This window comes from Arthrobacter sp. GW822-FHT05G07, assembly GCF_058799755.1.
Genome location: NZ_JBXALT010000011.1, coordinates 137,719 through 156,092 on the forward strand (window position 1 = coordinate 137,719; position 18,374 = coordinate 156,092).

An 18,374-nucleotide genomic window follows, 5' to 3' on the forward strand; every position below is an offset into this window, starting at 1 on the left:
GAACAAGGCAACTTGTTTTGTAGTTGTTGGCCAGGCATCAGCCCGGCAAACAGCAAGTGCGGACGTAGCTCAGCTGGTAGAGCACCACCTTGCCAAGGTGGATGTCGCGAGTTCGAATCTCGTCGTCCGCTCCACGATAAAAGAGGCAGCTCCCCGGAGCTGCTTTTTTTATGCCCGGATTCGGCGAATAACCAATTGATTAATGGAAGTAACCGATACCCCTCAGAAGAAGTCGCTTTATCTAATGTGATTCGGCTCGCATAATGTACTGCGAGCTCATCACCGTTCCACGCCCACCGGCAGGAGTACCCCATGAACCAACAGACGGCTTCCCAGTCCGTCCTGAGGCGCAAGCCCATCGACGATATCGAAGAAGAAAACAAACACAGCGGGCTTTTTAAGAGTCTTGGCCTCTGGCAGCTGACGGCCATCGGCGTCGGCGGAATTATCGGCGTCGGCATCTTTTCGCTGGCCGGGCTGGTAGCCCATGGCAGCGAGAGCAACCCGGGCGTCGGCCCTGCCGTGCTCTTCTCGTTCCTGATCGCCGGTCTCGCGTCCGGCGCAGCAGCATTGTCCTACGCCGAATTTGCCGGGATGATCCCCCGCGCCGGCTCTGCCTACACCTACGGCTACGTTGCCTTGGGAGAGATCATCGGCTGGTTCATCGGCTGGGATCTACTGCTTGAGTACATCGCCATCGTGGCTGTGGTGGCCATCGGCATCTCCGGTTACTTCGATGCTTTCCTTTCCGGCATCGGAATCCATATGCCCACGTGGATGACGTCCACCGCAGATGAAGGCAAGGGCGGCATCATCAACCTGCCGGCCATCCTCGTCTGCCTCCTGGTCACTTGGATCCTAAGCCGGGGAACCAAGGCGTTCGGCCGGTTTGAACTGGTGGCGGTTGCCATCAAGGTCATCCTGATCCTGTTCATCATCGGCCTGGGCATTTTCTACATCAACACCGAGAACTACAACCCGTTCATGCCCAGTGGCTTCGGCCCGGTCCTGGCCGGTGCCGCTACCGTCTTCTTCGCCGTCTTCGGCTATGACGCCATGAGCACCGCCGCGGAAGAGGCTAAGGACGGCAAGAAGCACATGCCCAAGGCCATCATCCTTTCCCTGATCGTGGCCATGCTGCTGTACGTTGCCGCCACACTCGTACTCACCGGCATGCAGAACTACAAGGACATCGATCCCACGGCCGGCTTCGCTTCGGCGTTCACCGGCGTCGGCCTGCCTGTCATCGCCACCATCATTTCGGTGTTCGCGGTCCTGTCCATCCTCACCGTGATGCTCACCTTCCTTCTGGGTGTGACCCGCGTGTGGTTCTCCATGAGCCGCGACGGCCTGCTCCCCGGCTGGTTTGCCAAGACTGACCGCCACGGCACTCCGCAGCGCGTCACGTGGATCGCGGGTGTTGCCTCGGCGTTCCTCGCCGGCGTCTTCCCCATCAAGGAAGTTGCCGACCTCACCAACATCGGTATCCTGGCTGCCTTCGTGGTCGTCTGCATTTCCGTGATCGTCTTCCGCTACACCAAACCCAACGCTCCGCGCACGTTCCGCTTGCCGTTCATGCCGGTTGTCCCCGCGTTCGGTGTCCTGGCATCGGCGTTCCTCATGTTCCAGCTCCACTGGGAAACGTGGGTGAGGTTCGGGGCATGGTTGGTCATCGGCTTGATCATCTACTTCGCTTACGGGCGCAGGCACTCCCTCATGAACCCGGACAGCCCGCGCCACAAGGTGGAAAGTAAGCCGTTGGCGTAGTTGTCCACAGGCCTCCGCTGAACCCTTGGCACTCCAGAGAACTGGTGTTAGGGTCGGACGCGGAGGAGCGAACTGGCTCCGCGATGGAAGGGAGGTGCCCGTGGGTTTAATTGACGACCTGAAGGGCAAGGCTCAGGGTCTCATTCAAGGCAACGAAGAAGCCATCAAGAATGGCATCGAAAAGGCCGGGGATTTTGTGGATCAGAAGACGGGCGGCAAGTACGCCGGTCACGTCGACAAAGTTCAGAATGCCGCTTCCGACTTCGTGGCCAAGAACGACGGTCAGCCTGGACAGGCTCCCGTCACGGATGAGCCGAAGCAGCCGTAGCTGCCTGAGCCGCCGTACCAGATACGTCAAGGGGGCACCGGTCCCGCCGAGAGGCGCCACCGGTGCCCTTGGCGTTTAACTGAACTTTGCCGTCACAAGTTCTCTACCCGTGGGTCAGGTAATTTGGACCCTATGCCTTCTGTCTCCCCGCAAGCCACCCACAGCCGCGCCACCAAGGAGACGCTGGGCCCGCCCATCACGGCAGGTATTGTCACCGCCCTTGTGGGTTTCACCTCGTCATTTGCTGTGGTCCTGGCAGGATTACAGGCTGTAGGCGCCAATCAGGCACAAGCATCCAGCGGCCTGTTGGCGCTCACCCTCACCTTTGGCCTGGGTATCCTGTGGCTGGCCTGGCGGTCCCGAATGCCCGTGACACTGGCGTGGTCCACGCCCGGCGCAGCGCTGCTCGCCTCCGCGGGAATGGTCGACGGCGGCTGGCCGGCGGCGGTGGGTGCGTTCCTCATCGTGGGGGTACTGATAGTCCTGACGGGACTGCTCCCCGTCCTCGGCCGGCTCATGGCGAAGATCCCCACAGCACTGGCACAGGCAATGCTCGCCGGCGTGCTGCTCCCCCTGTGCCTTGCACCCTTCACATCGTTGGGGTCGGCGCCCCTGTTCATCGCACCAGTGATGCTGTGCTGGGTAGTCCTGATGAAATTCGCACCGCGCTGGTCTGTTCCGGCGTCGCTGCTGGTCGCCTTGGCAGTTATCGGCGTCCACATCGTGTGGAACGGAGTCCAGATCCCCGCTGACGGCCTCCTGCCCCGCTTGGAGTGGACTACTCCTGCGTTTACGGTGGAGGCCGCAATAGGACTGGCCTTGCCCTTGTTCATCGTCACGATGGCTTCACAGAACATCCCCGGCGTCGCCGTGCTCAAGTCGTTCGGGTACACCACCCCGTGGCGGTCGTCCATGCTCGTGACCGGAGCCGGCACCATCGCCGGCGCACCATTTGGAGGCCACGCCATCAATTTGGCCGCACTCAGCGCAGCCCTGGCAGCGGGCGAGGAAGCCGGCAAAGACCACGGGCGACGCTGGATCGCAGCTTTCGTCTCCGGCTTTGCCTACCTGGTGCTGGCCGCAGGCTCTGCCGCGTTGGTCACCTTGGTAGCCGCAGCACCGCCGGGGCTCCTTGAGGCGGTAGCCGGCCTCGCTCTCCTCGGGACCCTGGCGTCATCCATCTCGTCGGCTCTGGCTGTAGCGGAGGAACGCATCCCGGCCTGTATCACTTTCCTGCTGGCAGCATCAGGACTGAGCTTCGCCGGCGTCGGCGCTGCCTTTTGGGCGCTGGCAGGCGGCATCCTGGTTCGCTGGATGCTGAAGAGCCGCGAGCCGGTTCAGAAAGCGTGAATCAGGCCAAAACCATGAATCACGCCGGCTCGTGGTTTTGGGCTTCGCGTGCCAAAGCCGTCAGCCTGGACACAGCGCGGAAGTACTTCTTGGTGTAGCCGCCCGTCATCATCTCCTCGGTGAACAGCTTGTCGAAGGGTACGCCACTGGCCAGGATCGGCACGTCCTTGTCGTAGAGCCGGTCCGCGAGAACCACAAAACGGAGGGCAACTGCCTGCTCGGTGATGGTTTCCACGTCGCTCCACACCACGGCTTCCACGCCAGAGATGAGCTGCCGGTAACGGCTGGGGTGGACGGCGGCCAGATGGTTGACGAGGGTGCCGAAATCATCCACAGCAACGGTCTTTCCATCGAACTCAGCACGCATCCTGTGCTTGAGCTCTTCGGTCTTGAGCGGCGCGGGAGCCGCCGGAAGCCCACGGTGACGGAAGTCCTCGCCGTCGATCCTGACGACGTCGAACTGGTCCGCGAGAACCTGTATTTCGCGCTGGAAGTCCACTGCGGCGAAGCGCCCTTCACCCAGTGAACCGGGAAGGGTGTTGGACGTTGCTGCCAACTTCACACCGGCGTCGGCCAGTTCACGCATTAACCGGGACATGAGCACGGTGTCGCCCGGATCATCGAGCTCGAATTCGTCGATGCACACCAGCTTGTAGCTGCTCAGGGCTTCAACCGTCTTACGGAAGGACAGCGCTCCCACCAGGTTGGTGTATTCCACAAACGTGCCGAAAGCCTTGGGCCCCGGTGACCTGTGCCAGAGAGAAGCCAAAAGGTGGGTCTTACCCACACCAAAACCACCGTCGAGGTAGATTCCTGCCCTGGTGGCCGGGGCCTTCTTGGCGAACAATTTCTTAAAGAGGCCGCCACCGTCGCCGTTGCCCACGCCATCGGCGAATCCGGAAAGCAGCTTCACGGCATTTGCCTGGCTCGGCTGGGACGGATCCGGCCGGTAGCTGTCGAACGATACCTCCCCGAATCGCGGAGACGGGTAGAAACCCTTGAGGAGTTCCTCCACAGAGACTGCCGGCGTGCGGGCAGCCAGTTGTTCGATCTTTACCACGGTGGTCCGTTCCTTCGGTTTGAGGTCCCCAGCAAGAATACCGGCATCGGACACTCGCAAAACCGTCACGTGACCAAGCCCATGTTTCACCGTATGACCGCAGGGAAGCATTCCTCGCTGCCCGTGGTTAGTGTTGGAGCACGCCCGGCCGGCACCTGCACCACCTTCCACGGCCTGGCTCCGACCGTTGTCAGTGAAAGGCCATCATCATGTCCTACCCCGTTGAACAGAATGAAAAGTTTGCGTCGTACGCGAACCCTGAACGCCTTGTGTCCACCGAGTGGCTCGCGGCAGCCCTTGCAGACGGCGCCATCGCCGACGGCAAGCTTGTAGTCGTCGAGTCCGACGAAGACGTTCTTCTGTACGAAACCGGCCACATCCCGGGCGCCGTCAAGATCGACTGGCACACCGACCTGAACGACGAGGTCACCCGCGATTATGTGGATGGCGCCGCTTTTGCCGCCCTCGCAGCTTCCAAGGGCATCTCCCGCGACAGCACCGTGGTCATCTACGGTGACAAGTCCAACTGGTGGGCTGCCTACGCTCTCTGGGTCTTTACGTTGTTCGGCCACGAGGACGTCCGCCTCCTCGACGGCGGTCGCGACAAGTGGATCGCCGAAGGCCGCGAGCTGACCATCGACGTTCCCCGGCCCGCGGTGGGTGAATACCCGGAGGTGGAGCGCAACGACGCCCCCATCCGCGCATTCAAGGAAGATGTCCTGGCGCACTTGGGCAACCCCCTCATCGACGTGCGCTCCCCTGAGGAGTACACGGGGCAGCGCACGCACATGCCGGCCTACCCGGAAGAAGGCGCTCTGCGCGGCGGCCACATTCCCACTGCGGCTTCGGTCCCGTGGGCACGCGCCGCTGCTGAAGATGGCACCTACCGGAGCCGCGAAGAGCTCGAAGCCCTGTACCTTGGCGAGGCGGGCCTGGAGCGCGGCGATGACGTGGTGGCCTACTGCCGCATCGGCGAACGTTCCAGCCACACCTGGTTCGCACTGAAGTACCTGCTGGGCTTCGACACCGTACGCAACTACGACGGCTCCTGGACCGAGTGGGGCAACGCTGTGCGGGTTCCCATCGTCAAGGGCGCTGAGCGCGGTTCCGTTCCTGCCTCGCTCGTCAGCAACTAGCGCAGACACAGAGGCGTCCGTAGTGTTCCGGCACACAAGATGCATTGAACACTGTTGTGCGTAAGCTGGAAGAGATGAGTACGAACACTTTGCCCACCGCCCTGGCGGAAATCGTTGACGACTTCCAGGCACTGACGGAGCCTGACCGCCTGCAACTCCTGCTTGAGTTCTCCAGGGGATTGCCGGAGCTCCCGGAGCGCTTGAAGGACCACCCTGAGTTGCTGGAACAGGTTGTGGAGTGCCAGTCGCCGTTGTTTCTCACTATTGAGTCCGAGAAAAACCCCGACGGCGGTGCCCGCGCCTACCGGCTCTTCTTCAAAGCTCCTCAGGAAGCGCCTACAACCCGGGGCTTCGCAGGGGTGCTGCACGAGGGCCTGGATGGGTTGACTGCCCAGGAAATCCTTGCCGTTCCGGATGATATGCCTGAACTGCTGGGCCTGACCCGGGCCATCACACCCCTGCGCATGCGGGGCATGACCGCCATGCTCGGCCGGATCAAACGGAAGGTCGCAGCCGCCAGCCGGCTGGAAAACTGACCGGCAGGACACTGAAAGGTACCGCCACACAGCATGGCCAAAAAGATGGCTTCACAGGGAACGCCGGCAACTGCAGCTCTTGCTGCGGCCGGCGTTCCCTTCGTGTTACACCCCTACGCCCATGATCCCGGGGCAGGCAGTTACGGTTTGGAAGCCGCGGAAGTCCTGGGCATCGAACCCGAACGGGTTTTCAAGACCCTCATGGTGGAAGTTGAAGGCCGCCTCGCCGTGGCCATCGTGCCCGTATCCGGAAACCTCGACCTGAAGGCCGTTGCTGCAGCGCTAGGCGCCAAGAAGGCTGCCATGGCGGATCCCAGGACGGCCGAACGACGCACGGGGTATGTGCTGGGAGGAATATCACCGCTGGGACAGCGGCAGCCCTCCCCCACAGTCCTCGACGAATCTGCCATGGGCTTCACCACTGTCCTTGTCTCCGGAGGCCGCCGCGGACTGGACATCGAGCTGGCTCCGGCCAACCTCATCAGCCTCACCAAGGCCATCACTGCTCCCATCGGCACGGCTTCAAGCATCAAGGGCTGAGCCGTGACTGCAAAGCTCAAGCCCTGACCGCCAGCGCGGGCCTGTCAACCGGCCTGCGCGGCGCCAGTCCCTCCGGGATTGTTCCGCGGAGCCAATTGCCGCTGCAACCAGGCGTGGACCACGCGTTCCCACCGTTCGGGGTCGACGTTCCACTCTTTGGTGTGCCGCGCGCCGTCGAACGGCTCGAAGGTGACCATCTCGGGGTTCTTTTCCGCAAGGCTGGCGGACGGCCCGAAGGGCACATAGTCATCGTCCACGCTATGGATCAGCAAAGTGGGCGTGCGTAACTCAACCGCGCGGGTTTCCCAGTCCATGGCTTTCAGGTCCACAGGCGCTGATAGTCCGGTCAACCTGCGCCCCAGCGGATGGCTCAGCATCATCTGCCCGTAGCGGCCAACGTTGTAAGGAATCCTGTTCATTTCAGCATGATGGGCCATCACATTGACCCAATTGATGACGGGCGCATCCAAGACCAACGCCCGGATGAGGTGGCGGTGCTTGGACAGGTCCGCCGTCTGCAGGCTGATCGCCCCGCCCATGGACCAGCCGAACAAAACGATCTCCTGCGCACCGTGCTCCAGCGCATACTCGATGGCGGCCTCAACGTCGCGCCATTCCGTGGATCCCAGGCCATACCGCCCGTCCGGCGCCGAGGGGGCCAGTCCGTCGTTGCGGTAGGAGATCAGCAGGCTGTCCATGCCGAGCTCGCGTGCGGTGCGGACGGCGCGGAGGCCTTCCAGGCGTGTTGCGCCCCGACCATGGACCATGATTGCGCAGACCGGCGCCGCTGCAGACGCTTCGGCGCGGATCAGCCAGGCAGGTGCCTTCCCGCCGTCGATCTCTATGTCCACGTCCTCGGCCGCCAGACCTATCGCGGCGGGATCCGGGTACGTTGCCCCGCTCCACCAGGCGCGGCGGGCCTCTGACAGGTTGCCGCTGTAGACCTCTTCGACCTCACGCAGCACGGTTTGTTCAGCGGGCGAATAGGACACAATCCGGCCGATCCTCGCGTGACCCTGGCCGCCGGAGAAGAACAGGCTGAAGACGCCGTCTATGGTGGTGTCCGGCGTGGCCGCAAGAATGACTTGTGGTCCCTTGTCACCGCGGATCACGGCAAGGACCTCCTGGTCCTCGTGCCGGGCGGCAGGGGTAATGACGCGGCGGGCAAAATATACGGCGAGCGCCGAGGACCCTGCGCCTACCAGACCGGCGACAGTGCCGCCTGCCAGGAAGCCGGCGATGGCCCATTTGGTGCGGAGGGACAGTTTCTTGTCTGCAGCGTCGCTCGCTGGCGGGGTAGTCGATGCCATGGTTCCATTGTTGCTGCTCCCCGGCACTGCCTGGTGCAGGTGTGGACCGCGCGGCGCACCTGAGCGGGAACCGGAGTCCACAAGTCGTCAGCGTCCAAAAGTCTGCGGACTGCGGTTCACCGGGACTACGCTGTAGCCATGAGTGATCCCATCGTCATCCTGACTGAAGAGCCCCTGGGCGCCGACGACCGCGTTAACATTGCCAAACTGCTCGACGGCGGTGATGCGCCCCTTATTGTCCTGGTTCCGTCCAACACCGAACGACATCTTCTGGTGGATTTCCTGGAGAATCTGTCGTTGCTTGATATCGCCAAGGCGTTCCGGGAGCTCACCGCGCAGCACCCGGACCCTGAGCTTGAGCGTGCGGAAGCCTCCGAGACCCTGGCTGCATCGCTGGCCGCGCTGGCTGGTTTGGGCGGGGGTGTCACCGGAGAAATCGTCGACGGCGGTGCCGTGGCCGCCTTGGTGGCGAAGGTCCGGGCGGTTGATGCTGCCCAGGCTGTGGTGATTACCCGGCCCCATGCCATTGCGGACACGTTCCACACTGACTGGGCCAATAAGGCGCAGGATCAGCTGGGGCTTCCTGTCCTCCACCTGTATGCGGGTTCGGGATTTATCGGCGACTCGTGAGCGTTGCATAAGACATGAACACTCCTGACAACACCAGCAAGACAACTTCTGTGCCCGTGGAGAAGAGCGATGCCCAGTGGCGCGAGGAGTTATCGCCTGAGGAATACCGTGTGCTTCGGCAGGCGGGAACCGAGCGGCCGTACACGGGTGAGTACTGGGACACCCACACGGAAGGCGTGTACCAATGCCGTGCCTGTGGCAGCCAGTTGTTCACGAGCCGGGAAAAGTTCGATTCCCATTGTGGCTGGCCGTCGTTCTGGGCACCTTTGGCTGAAGGCACGGTCCGGTATCTCCACGACCGCACCATGGGAATGGATCGCGTGGAAGTACGCTGCGCCAATTGCGACTCCCATTTGGGGCATGTTTTCGAGGGCGAGGGCTATGGCACGCCCACGGACCAGCGGTTCTGCATTAACTCCGTTTCACTGCGCTTGGTTAAGCCGGAAGAGAGCTAAGCACTCCGGACGGGTGGGCCTTTGGCCCGCCCGTCCGAAAGCCTGGCGCTCTGTTGGACGCCTCCACATCCCGGGACTGGACCTCAACCCGTCTCCAAGCACTGTTTGACCAAGACTTGCTTATGCTCACGGCATTCTTGGATTAGCAACGCTTTTTGCTTGCTACGCTCGGCCCAGAAGCAATCACCACGTCGAAAGGGCCGAGCTCCATGACCATCACCACCGCCATCCTCCCGCGTGTCACCGCCGACAACGCCGAGTGGATGTCCCTGAAGGCTGCGGCCACTGCACTGCAGGCGTACCAAGAGCAGGACGGTTCCATTGCCGATTCTTCGCTTCACTCCGAGGCGGCCGCCCTCGTTAACACAGTCACCGACGCCATCACGGCCCTGACTCCGCACTTCCCCCATGATGCCCGCTACTTGGAGCTCCTGGTAGAAGACTTCAGCCGATGGGTCCGGGGCGGCTTCGGGGTGCCGGACTTCCTGGACTCCCTTCAGGCGTTCCAGCCTCAGGAGCAGCGCATTGACGGCCTCCAGCATCTGGTGGTTTTCCCCATGTACACGCAGAATGGCAGCACTAACAGGCTGGTGGAAGCAGTCCTGATCGAGGTTATCTGGCCCGAGTTCATTGGCGGCCTTGAGGCAGGCGAGTACTCCAACAAGCTCTTCGTCCCCATCCGCTTCGTTGATTTCACTCCTGGGTACGACACCAACTCCGCCGTGCTCTTCCCCGAGACGGTGGCCGTCCGCGAGACCCCCACCTTCACATGGGGAGCCATCTTCGCCGATCGTGAGGCTGCCCGTTTCCGCCGCGTCCTGAAGGCGGCTGCCGCAACCACGTCCCTGGTACTTCCCGAGGACGCAGCGCAGCTGATCGAGGACCAGGAACTGACGCAGCGCACGTTCGTCATGTGGGACCTGATCCACGACCGCACCCATATGCGCGGCGACCTCCCCTTCGATCCGTTCATGATCAAGCAGCGGATGCCGTTCTTCCTCTACTCACTGGAGGAGCTGCGCTGCGACCTGACCGCATTCCGTGAATCCGTACGCATCGAAAAAGACGAAAATGCCGATCCCGATGCCCGCAAGCATGCAAAGCTCGTCCAGTATGCAGTGATCTTTGACCGGATCTTCCGTTTTGCCATTACCGGCAGCCGCGTCCGCAACTATGACGGCCTCGGCGGCCAGCTCCTGTTCGCGTGGATGCACCAGCACCACGTGCTCCACTGGACGGACAGCAAGCTCTCCATCGACTGGGACGAGGCTGCCTCGGTTGTGGTGGAACTCGGCGCCAAGATCGAAGAGTTGTACTGGCGCTCGATCGACCGCCCGAAGGCCGCCCACTGGCTGGCGGCATACGAGCTCATTTCGAGCACCGTGACTCCCCACCCGGCGTCCGTATGGGCCAAGGGTCCGGAAGCACTTCCTTTGGATGGCCCGCCCCGTGGCCTCACGGACCAGGTTTTGGACGATGAGTTCCCCCTGTCCATGTTCTATGAAGCACTGGAGAAGAAGATGCGCCCCGTCATCGAATCGACCACCGGGATCACCGGCGCGACGGCTGCCTGATGACCACACTGACCATCCTCGTGACCGGCGGGAGCAGTGCGTCCGGCATCGCCGTGGCGCGGGCGTTGGGGGCCGCCGGTCACAGGGTGCTCACTGTCGGTTCGGACGATGTCCGGATTAGGGCGGCCGCGGTTGAAGCGGGCCACGGAGCGACTCCCCTGGTCTCCGATCTCTCCAGCCTGGATTCCGTTCGGGAACTTGAGGTCACCGTCCGTGACCTCGGCATCGAAGGCATCGACGGCGTGATCCATTTGGTGGGCGGTTGGCGGGGCGCGAAAGGCATTGAAGACCAAACGGACGAGGACTGGGACTCCATGGAACGGACCGCTGTGACCACGCTCCGTAACGTCTCCCGGGTCTTCTACAGTCACCTCGAAGCGTCTCCGCACGGTCGCCTTGCCATGGTGTCGTCAACCACCGCAGCTGCTCCGACGGCCGCCGCTGCCAGCTATGCAGCGGCAAAGGCAGCTGCAGAAGCCTGGACGTTGGCCGTTGCCGACGGTTTCCGCCGGGCACAATCCGGCAACGCCGGGAACCCGGACGCTCCCGACGAACAGCACAGCGCGGCAGTAGTTTTTGTGGTCAAAGCCCTGGTGGATTCAGCCATGCGGGAGGCGCATCCCGAAAGGCGATTCCCCGGCTTCACGGACGTCGAAGAATTGGCGACTGCCGCCGTCGCGCTCTTTGAACAACCGGCTGCCACCCTCAACGGTCAGCGCATCCTGCTGGCCAAATAGACTTGAAAGCGTGAATGAACAAGTGACAAGCACAACAGAGGCAATCCACAGCGCCACCGAGACGCCCGGCGCGGCTCAACTGCATAACCCTGCGGTTCGCGGGTTCGCATCGGACAACTACTCCGGCGTGCACCCGGAGATCCTCTCAGCACTGGCAACCGCCAACGGCGGGCACCAGGTGTCCTACGGCGAGGACGTGTACACAGCGCGGCTGCAGGAGGTGCTTGAGCAGCAGTTCGGCCCGGGCATTGAGACTTTCCCGGTGTTCAACGGCACGGGAGCCAACGTCCTTGCCCTGCAATCCCTCCTTCCCCGCTGGGGAGCGGTCATCTGCGCCTCCACAGCACACATCAATATGGACGAGAACGGTGCACCGGAACGGGTGGGCGGGATTAAGCTCCTGCAGGTTCCCACCGAGGACGGTAAGCTCACTCCCGCGCTGATCGACCGGGAGGCCTGGGGCTGGGGCGATGAGCACCGCGCCCAACCGCTGGTGGTCTCCATCACCCAAACCACTGAGCTCGGCACCTGCTATACGCCGGAAGAAGTGCGGGCCATCGCCGACCATGTCCATGCCAAGGGCATGAAGCTCCACATGGATGGCGCTCGGCTGGCAAACGCCGCGGCTTACCTGGACGTGCCCCTTCGCGCGTTCACCCGCGACGCCGGCGTAGACATCCTGTCCTTCGGCGGCACCAAGAACGGCCTTCTTTTCGGTGAAGTGGTGGTTGCCCTGAACCCGGAGGCAGCTGACGGCCTGAAGTTCCTACGCAAGATGAACATGCAGCTTGCTTCGAAGATGCGGTTCATTTCGGCCCAGTTCATTGCTTTGCTGGAGGATGGCTTGTGGCTGCGTTCCGCCGCCCACGCCAACGCCATGGCCGCCCGCCTCCGGACGGCAGTTGAGGAAATCGACGGCGTGGAGCCAACTCAAGCAACACAGTCCAACGGCGTCTTCGCCATTCTTCCCGAAGGCGTTGCGGACAAGCTGCGGGAGTCCTTCGCCTTCTACGACTGGGATGCCGCCCGCCGCGAAGTGCGGTGGATGTGTTCGTTCGACACCACGGAGGAAGACATCGATGCCTTCGTTGCGGCGATTAAGCGCGAATTGGCCTGACGCATAACACGTGCAACCCGGGGCGGCGAGCCTGCACAGATTCGCCGCCCCGGAAGCATAATCTGCGATGGTGAACGCCCTCGCACAGGTTCCCTCGGAATTTCTCTTCGCCTTGGGATCGCTACGAAAAGCACAATGCCGCAGCGAACTGCGGCTTGACGAGATCCCAGCTCCTGCCCGCCTGGCTCCGTACGCAGTTGCTTTGGGAGCTGAAGTTTTCAGCCCCACCGCAGCAACCCGCCAAGTTCCCGTTCACGGGCCAGCGGCCAAGGCCTTCGCCGCGAACCAAGCCAACAGCCCCTCCAGCGAAGAGGACGATGAACTCGCCACTGGCCGCTTCATCCTCCTTTACGACCCCGACGGATCGGCCGTCTGGGAAGGGGAATTCCGCATCGTCACCTACATCCGGGCTCAAATGGACGCCGAGATGGGGAACGACTCAATGCTTGGCTCTGTTGCCTGGACGTGGCTCGTGGATGCCTTGGAGAACCATGCCGCGCCGTATCGCGCCGCCGGTGGCACAGCCACAAGAATCCTTTCGGAAAGCTTCGGTACCTTGTCTGAACGGCCGGACACCATCGACATAGAACTCCGCGCATCCTGGACACCGGCCAGCCAGGATGTTCAAGCCCACCTCGAGGCGTGGTCTGACATGGTCTGTACGTTCGCCGGGCTGCCTCCCCTGCCGCCAGGCGTTACCGGACTGCCCAACAGGAGGCTCAATTGACTTCAAGAAACGCGTCGGCGGGTACCCGCAATGGACCGGCAACACCCCGCTGTAGCCGGAATCGGTAAGCTTAAGCCACCATGACCCCTGAATATCCGGAAAACACCACGGCCGGCGACCCGGTTGCTGATCCCACCACCCACATCAAGGTAGACGGCTTCGACAGCCATGTCCCTGAAATTATCGATCTCGATACTCCCCGCGAGGGCGTACCCCTGGTCATTGATACCCCGTCCGGGCTGGAGCGGTGCGCAGCCGCCATCGCCGCCGGAACAGGACCCGCCGGAGTGGACGCAGAACGCGCTTCCGGGTTCCGCTACGGCCAGCGGGCATTCCTGGTCCAGATCCGACGCGAGGGTGCCGGAACCTGGCTGATCGATCCCGAGCCCTTCGACAACCTGGACATCATCAATGACGCCCTTCGCGGCGTCGAATGGATCCTTCACGCGGCATCACAGGACCTTCCTTGCCTCTCGGAGCTCGGCATGTGGCCGGACAAGCTCTTTGATACCGAACTTGCCGCCCGCCTGGCGGGTCTCCCCCGGGTGGGCCTTGCCGCCGTCATTGAACAACTTCTCGGATTCGGCCTCGCCAAAGAACACTCCGCGGCCGATTGGTCCACCCGACCTTTGCCGGAACCTTGGCTGCGCTACGCGGCCCTCGACGTCGAAGTCCTCGCGGAGCTCCGCGAAGAACTCATCGAGCTGCTGGAAGCCGACGGCAAGCTTGAATACGCCGAACAAGAGTTTGCGGGCATCCTCGCCGCGGGCCTCCCGGCTCCGCGTGTCGATCCTTGGCGGAAGACCTCCGGGCTCCACCAAATACGCGACCGCCGCCAACTGGCCGCCGTTCGTGAACTGTGGCTGGAGCGCGACCAACTGGCACGCAAACGCGACGTAGCACCCGGCCGTCTCATCCCCGACTCCGCACTTGTGGCCGCAGCCAAAGCGATGCCCACCACGGTGCCGCAGCTGCTGGCCACCAAAGGATTCCACGGGCGGTCTGCCCAGAGGGAAGCCCCCCGCTGGCTGCGCTGCATCACCAACGCCCGGACGCTCAAAGATCTCCCACCCCTGCACTTGCCCACCAATGCGCCGCCGCCGCCCCGGGTCTGGGTGGATCGGGATCCTGAGGCCGCAGCACGCCTTGCCACTGCCAGGCCGGCCCTGCAGGCAAAGGCCGATGAGCTGAAGCTGCCTGTGGAGAACTTGCTGACGCCGGATTACTTGCGGCGGGTTGCCTGGCGGCCCCCGGCTGACGTTTCCCTGGAGTCCGTCGCCGCAGAGCTGCGGTCCCTGGGCGCGCGTGAGTGGCAGATCTCCTTCGCCGCTCCCATACTCACCGAAGCCTGCTTGAACCCGGCCCCGCTGCCCGGCAAAGAATCCAAGGCAAAGGAAGCCCCAGCCTCAAAGGACGCCCAACCCACCGGCCATGCCGGCTGAATTCACCTCTTCCTTGAGGCCTGTCACCCGAACCGTGGTTTGTGGTGGCAGGCCTTTTGCGTCCCCGGGATACGCACTCCGCGTGCGGCGCGGGCCTTGCAAGCTAAGTTACCCACGAGTAACATTGCAGTGAATGCCAGCCGAAGCACCCGTGACGCGGGATTCGGCGCCATGTCTCAACGAGGAGTTAATACATGAGTCCATCACGCAGTGCTCAGAGGAACGTCCGCGACGTCGTGTTCGTGGACGGCGTGCGCACACCTTTCGGCAAGGCCGGCGACAAAGGCATCTATGCGGGTACCCGCGCCGATGACCTCGTGGTGAAGTGCATCCGCGAATTGATGCGGCGGAACCCCTCACTGCCCGCGGACCGGATCGACGAGGTAGCCATTGCCGCCACCACCCAGACCGGGGACCAGGGCCTCACCATCGGCCGCACAGCGGCGCTCTTGGCCGGACTCCCCCGCACGGTACCTGGCTTCGCCATCGACCGCATGTGCGCAGGTGCCATGACGGCAGTAACGACGACGGCGAGCGGCATCGGCTTCGGCGCTTACGACGTCGTCATTGCTGGAGGCGTGGAACACATGGGCAACCACCCCATGGGCGCAGGCGCCGATCCCAATCCGCGGTTCATGTCCGAGCGCCTGGTGGACCCTGCGGCGCTGAACATGGGCAACACCGCGGAGAACCTGCACGACCGCTTCCCCGCGATCACCAAGGACCGCACGGACTCCTATGCGGCAGCCTCCCAGGCCAAACTCGCCGCCGCGTACTCCAACGAACAAATCCAGCCCGACCTCGTCCCCGTCGCCACCATGAAGCCCGGCCAAGGCTGGGCACTTCACACCATGGACGAGCCCCCGCGGCCCGGAACCACTGTTGCCGATTTGGCCGAACTGCGGACCCCGTTCCGCGCCCATGGCCGGGTGACCGCAGGCAACGCTGCCGGATTGAACGACGGCGCCACTGCCGCCGTTCTCGCGTCGGCCGAAGCCGCTGAAGAACTGGGGCTCTCAGTCAAGATGCGCCTCGTTTCCTACGCCTTCGCCGGCGTCGAGCCTGAGGTGATGGGTATTGGTCCGGTTCCTGCCACGGAAAAGGCCCTGAAGAACGCAGGGCTGGGCATCGAGGACATTGGACTCTTCGAAATCAACGAGGCCTTCGCCGTGCAGGTCCTCAGCTTCCTGGACCACTTCGGCATCGCGGACGACGATCCCCGGGTCAACCGCTATGGCGGGGCGATCGCCGTCGGACATCCACTTGCTTCCTCGGGTGTCCGTCTGATGAACCAACTCGCGAGGCAGTTCGAGGAAGACCACTCGGTTCGCTACGGCATGACCACCATGTGCATCGGATTGGGCATGGGCGCCACGGTGATCTGGGAAAACCCGCACCACGCCGCCTACCAATCGTTCACCGCTGACCAGGCCATCGCAGCCACCACCGAAGGAGCCGCCGCATGAGCGCCGCAGAATTCCAGAAGCTCGCCGCCCTTTTCCCTGACGAAGTTGTCACACACTCCTACGTGCAGGACATCCAGTTGCCGGGCGGCGCAGGGACCTTCGCACTGATCACCCTGGACAACGGCCTTGACCACACCAAACCCACCACGCTGGGCCCCAACACGCTCGTTGAACTCGGCGGCGTTTTGGAGAACCTCAAGGAGCGCGCCACCCGGGGAGAGATTGTTGGCGTAGGCGTCACGGGCAAACCCTACTTCCTGGTGGCAGGTGCCGACCTCTCTGCCGTAAAAACACTCAAGGAACGCGAACACGGGCTCTGGATGGCGCAGCTCGGCCACGCCGTTTACAGCACCCTGGCAAATCTGGGCGTTCCAAGCTTCGCCTTCATCAACGGCCTTGCCCTGGGCGGCGGGTTGGAGATTGCCCTGCAGTCCACCTACCGGACCGTTTCCACGGGTGCCGGCGCCCTTGCCTTGCCTGAGGCCTTCATTGGCCTCGTACCGGGCTGGGGTGGCGTCTACATCCTGCCGCGCCTCATCGGTCCCGAGAACGCGGTCAAGGTGATGATCGAGAATCCCCTCAGCAACAACCGCACGCTCACCGGACCGCAGGCGTTCGAGCTCGGCGTGGCCGATGCCATCTTCGAACCCGCCGACTTCGTGGAACAGTCGCTCGCATGGGCGGCACGGGTTATCTCCGGCGACGTTACGCCTGAGCGGAAGAACTCCGTAGATGCGAGCGATGAAACAGTCGCCGGCCGGTGGGCAGCCGCGGTAACCGCAGGACGGGCATTTGTGGAGTCCAAGACCTCCAATGCCTCCCCTGCCCCGGCCAAAGTGCTGGATGTTATGGAAGCCAACCGCACCATGACCCAAGCAGAGTCGGCTGAACTCGAGTGCGAGACCCTTGCGGGGCTCATGCAAACCGACGAGTTCCGCTCCACGGTGTACGCGTTCCTGGACCTCGTCCAAAAACGCTCCAAGCGTCCTGCGGGGGCTCCTGACCGCAAGCTTGCCCGTCCGGTCACCAAGATCGGCGTTGTGGGTGCAGGGCTCATGGCAAGCCAGCTGGCACTGCTGTTCGCCCGGCAGCTGAAAGTCCCGGTGGTCATGACGGACATCGATCAGGCGAGGGTGGACAAGGGCGTCGCGTACGTCCACGCCGAAGTCGACAAGATGCTTGCCAAGAAACGGATCAAGCAGGACGCCGCCAACAGGACCAAGGCGCTCATTACGGGTTCCGTCTCCAAGGAAGCCTTCGCTGACGCCGACTTCGTCATCGAGGCCGTTTTTGAGGAACTGCACGTCAAGAAGCAGGTCTTTGCCGAGGTGGAAGCGATCGTTTCTCCCGAGTGCATTCTGGCCACGAACACGTCCTCCCTGTCCGTGACTGCCATGGCGGAGGATTTGAAGCACCCCGAACGCCTGGTGGGTTTCCACTTCTTCAACCCGGTGGCTGTCATGCCTCTGTTGGAGATCGTTCGGGCTCCCAAGACCGACGACGCCGTCCTGGCCACCGCGTTCGAACTCGCCAAGGGACTCAAGAAGACCGCCGTCCTGGTCAAGGATGCCGCAGCGTTCGTGGTCAACCGCATCCTGCTTCGCCTCATGGGCGAGGTCATCGCGGCGTTCGATGAAGGAACCCCGGCGGACGTGGCAGACAGCGCACTGCGCCCCATGGGGCTGCCTATGTCGCCGTTCACTTTGAGCGCCATGGTTGGCCTACCAGTAGCCCAACATGTACAGGAATCACTGCACGCCGCGTTCGGCGACCGGTTCCCGGTCTCGCAAAACCTCCAGAAGCTCATCGACAACGGAGTGAAGAGCCTCTGGGTTCCGGGCCCCGACGGGACTCCTGTCATCCCGGCAGAGACACTGGCCATCATGTCCTTCGGCAACACCCCTTCCACTGGTGAGGAAGTCCTCCGACGCACCCAGGACGCCTTGGCAGAGGAGATCGGGCTGATGCTGGAAGAGGGCGTCGTGGCCGGACCGGAAGACATCGACCTTTGCGTCATCATGGGCGCCGGGTGGCCGATGTTCCTGGGCGGCATCACGCCGTACCTGGACCGGGTGGGCGCATCCGAGCGGGTCAACGGCAAGCGGTTCCTCGCCGCCGGCGTAGCGTCGGCACCCGCTTAAGTCCCGCAAGAGCATAGGAAGAAGGGCGGTGGGGGGGGGGGGGGGGGGGGGGGGGGGG

17 protein-coding genes and 1 tRNA gene are annotated in these 18,374 nt (G+C 63.1%); 16 read left to right on the top strand and 2 right to left on the bottom strand.

From position 1 onward, the window contains the following. Nucleotides 1-58: 58 nt before the first annotated feature. From AC1RJY_RS18840 to AC1RJY_RS18855, 4 genes are all read left to right on the top strand, one after another. Nucleotides 59-134 (top strand) — tRNA-Gly (locus tag AC1RJY_RS18840). Nucleotides 135-312: 178 nt separating this feature from the next. Next, nucleotides 313-1,767 carry an amino acid permease gene (locus AC1RJY_RS18845; protein ID WP_014921421.1) on the top strand — a complete coding sequence of 485 codons (1,455 nt, stop codon included), beginning with the start codon at nt 313-315 and terminating at the stop codon, nt 1,765-1,767. A 94-nt stretch (nt 1,768-1,861) separates the two neighbouring features. Beyond that, nucleotides 1,862-2,095, top strand: a complete 234-nt coding sequence (locus AC1RJY_RS18850; protein ID WP_014921420.1) for an antitoxin — start codon at nt 1,862-1,864, stop codon at nt 2,093-2,095. A gap of 132 nt (nt 2,096-2,227) precedes the next feature. Next, nucleotides 2,228-3,445: a benzoate/H(+) symporter BenE family transporter gene (locus AC1RJY_RS18855; protein ID WP_498603003.1), complete on the top strand. Its 1,218-nt coding sequence runs from the start codon at nt 2,228-2,230 to the stop codon at nt 3,443-3,445. Between the two features lie 19 nt (nt 3,446-3,464). Here AC1RJY_RS18855 and zapE read toward each other — a convergent pair whose 3' ends face one another. Then, complete coding sequence (gene zapE / locus AC1RJY_RS18860; RefSeq protein WP_043471131.1) at nt 3,465-4,505, bottom strand: cell division protein ZapE; 1,041 nt, start codon at nt 4,503-4,505, stop codon at nt 3,465-3,467. Nucleotides 4,506-4,714: 209 nt separating this feature from the next. Here zapE and AC1RJY_RS18865 point away from each other — a divergent pair, with 209 nt between their 5' ends. The 3 genes from AC1RJY_RS18865 to ybaK all read left to right on the top strand — a co-directional run bounded on the left by AC1RJY_RS18865 (nt 4,715) and on the right by ybaK (nt 6,717). Then, on the top strand, nt 4,715-5,641 hold the full coding sequence (locus AC1RJY_RS18865; RefSeq protein WP_014921418.1) for a sulfurtransferase: 927 nt from the start codon (nt 4,715-4,717) through the stop codon (nt 5,639-5,641). 74 nt (nt 5,642-5,715) lie between these two features. After that, a complete protein-coding gene (locus AC1RJY_RS18870) occupies nt 5,716-6,177 on the top strand; it encodes a SufE family protein (RefSeq protein ID WP_187329935.1) in 462 nt (153 codons plus the stop codon). Between the two features lie 33 nt (nt 6,178-6,210). After that, nucleotides 6,211-6,717 carry a Cys-tRNA(Pro) deacylase gene (gene ybaK, locus AC1RJY_RS18875; RefSeq protein WP_011774508.1) on the top strand — a complete coding sequence of 169 codons (507 nt, stop codon included), beginning with the start codon at nt 6,211-6,213 and terminating at the stop codon, nt 6,715-6,717. A 44-nt stretch (nt 6,718-6,761) separates the two neighbouring features. Here ybaK and AC1RJY_RS18880 read toward each other — a convergent pair whose 3' ends face one another. Continuing rightward, nucleotides 6,762-8,027: an alpha/beta hydrolase family protein gene (locus AC1RJY_RS18880; RefSeq protein ID WP_014921417.1), complete on the bottom strand. Its 1,266-nt coding sequence runs from the start codon at nt 8,025-8,027 to the stop codon at nt 6,762-6,764. Nucleotides 8,028-8,165: 138 nt separating this feature from the next. On the opposite strand from AC1RJY_RS18880, the gene AC1RJY_RS18885 reads away from it, so the two are divergent. From AC1RJY_RS18885 to AC1RJY_RS18925, 9 genes are all read left to right on the top strand, one after another. Further along, nucleotides 8,166-8,657, top strand: coding sequence for a hypothetical protein (locus AC1RJY_RS18885; protein ID WP_011774506.1), 492 nt, complete (start codon nt 8,166-8,168; stop codon nt 8,655-8,657). Nucleotides 8,658-8,671: 14 nt separating this feature from the next. Next, entirely contained in the window at nt 8,672-9,112 is a 441-nt protein-coding gene (gene msrB / locus AC1RJY_RS18890; protein ID WP_014921416.1) for a peptide-methionine (R)-S-oxide reductase MsrB, read from the top strand. 209 nt (nt 9,113-9,321) lie between these two features. Further along, nucleotides 9,322-10,686, top strand: coding sequence for a DUF6421 family protein (locus tag AC1RJY_RS18895; RefSeq protein ID WP_014921415.1), 1,365 nt, complete (start codon nt 9,322-9,324; stop codon nt 10,684-10,686). Then, nucleotides 10,686-11,423 carry an SDR family NAD(P)-dependent oxidoreductase gene (locus AC1RJY_RS18900; RefSeq protein WP_014921414.1) on the top strand — a complete coding sequence of 246 codons (738 nt, stop codon included), beginning with the start codon at nt 10,686-10,688 and terminating at the stop codon, nt 11,421-11,423. The genes AC1RJY_RS18895 and AC1RJY_RS18900 overlap by 1 nt, the downstream gene beginning before the upstream one ends. 10 nt (nt 11,424-11,433) lie before the next feature. Then, nucleotides 11,434-12,540, top strand: a complete 1,107-nt coding sequence (locus AC1RJY_RS18905) for a threonine aldolase family protein (RefSeq protein ID WP_011774502.1) — start codon at nt 11,434-11,436, stop codon at nt 12,538-12,540. A 67-nt stretch (nt 12,541-12,607) separates the two neighbouring features. After that, nucleotides 12,608-13,267 carry a DUF3000 domain-containing protein gene (locus tag AC1RJY_RS18910; RefSeq protein WP_011774501.1) on the top strand — a complete coding sequence of 220 codons (660 nt, stop codon included), beginning with the start codon at nt 12,608-12,610 and terminating at the stop codon, nt 13,265-13,267. Nucleotides 13,268-13,347: 80 nt separating this feature from the next. Continuing rightward, entirely contained in the window at nt 13,348-14,709 is a 1,362-nt protein-coding gene (locus AC1RJY_RS18915) for an HRDC domain-containing protein (protein WP_014921412.1), read from the top strand. Nucleotides 14,710-14,903: 194 nt separating this feature from the next. Then, entirely contained in the window at nt 14,904-16,175 is a 1,272-nt protein-coding gene (locus tag AC1RJY_RS18920; protein WP_011774499.1) for a thiolase family protein, read from the top strand. Continuing rightward, on the top strand, nt 16,172-18,316 hold the full coding sequence (locus tag AC1RJY_RS18925) for a 3-hydroxyacyl-CoA dehydrogenase NAD-binding domain-containing protein (protein ID WP_011774498.1): 2,145 nt from the start codon (nt 16,172-16,174) through the stop codon (nt 18,314-18,316). The genes AC1RJY_RS18920 and AC1RJY_RS18925 overlap by 4 nt, the downstream gene beginning before the upstream one ends. Nucleotides 18,317-18,374: the final 58 nt, after the last annotated feature.

Excerpts from the sequence above, each read along its gene's own strand:
- AC1RJY_RS18925 (WP_011774498.1), top strand. The coding sequence starts at position 16,172 with ATGAGCGCCGCAGAATTCCAGAAGCTCGCCGCCCTTTTCCCTGACGAA.
- AC1RJY_RS18885 (WP_011774506.1), top strand. The coding sequence starts at position 8,166 with ATGAGTGATCCCATCGTCATCCTGACTGAAGAGCCCCTGGGCGCCGAC.
- AC1RJY_RS18895 (WP_014921415.1), top strand. The coding sequence starts at position 9,322 with ATGACCATCACCACCGCCATCCTCCCGCGTGTCACCGCCGACAACGCC.
- AC1RJY_RS18900 (WP_014921414.1), top strand. The coding sequence starts at position 10,686 with ATGACCACACTGACCATCCTCGTGACCGGCGGGAGCAGTGCGTCCGGC.
- AC1RJY_RS18870 (WP_187329935.1), top strand. The coding sequence starts at position 5,716 with ATGAGTACGAACACTTTGCCCACCGCCCTGGCGGAAATCGTTGACGAC.
- AC1RJY_RS18855 (WP_498603003.1), top strand. The coding sequence starts at position 2,228 with ATGCCTTCTGTCTCCCCGCAAGCCACCCACAGCCGCGCCACCAAGGAG.
- AC1RJY_RS18910 (WP_011774501.1), top strand. The coding sequence starts at position 12,608 with ATGGTGAACGCCCTCGCACAGGTTCCCTCGGAATTTCTCTTCGCCTTG.
- AC1RJY_RS18920 (WP_011774499.1), top strand. The coding sequence starts at position 14,904 with ATGAGTCCATCACGCAGTGCTCAGAGGAACGTCCGCGACGTCGTGTTC.
- msrB (WP_014921416.1), top strand. The coding sequence starts at position 8,672 with ATGAACACTCCTGACAACACCAGCAAGACAACTTCTGTGCCCGTGGAG.
- AC1RJY_RS18915 (WP_014921412.1), top strand. The coding sequence starts at position 13,348 with ATGACCCCTGAATATCCGGAAAACACCACGGCCGGCGACCCGGTTGCT.
- AC1RJY_RS18880 (WP_014921417.1), bottom strand. The coding sequence starts at position 8,027 with ATGGCATCGACTACCCCGCCAGCGAGCGACGCTGCAGACAAGAAACTG.
- ybaK (WP_011774508.1), top strand. The coding sequence starts at position 6,211 with ATGGCCAAAAAGATGGCTTCACAGGGAACGCCGGCAACTGCAGCTCTT.
- AC1RJY_RS18865 (WP_014921418.1), top strand. The coding sequence starts at position 4,715 with ATGTCCTACCCCGTTGAACAGAATGAAAAGTTTGCGTCGTACGCGAAC.
- AC1RJY_RS18845 (WP_014921421.1), top strand. The coding sequence starts at position 313 with ATGAACCAACAGACGGCTTCCCAGTCCGTCCTGAGGCGCAAGCCCATC.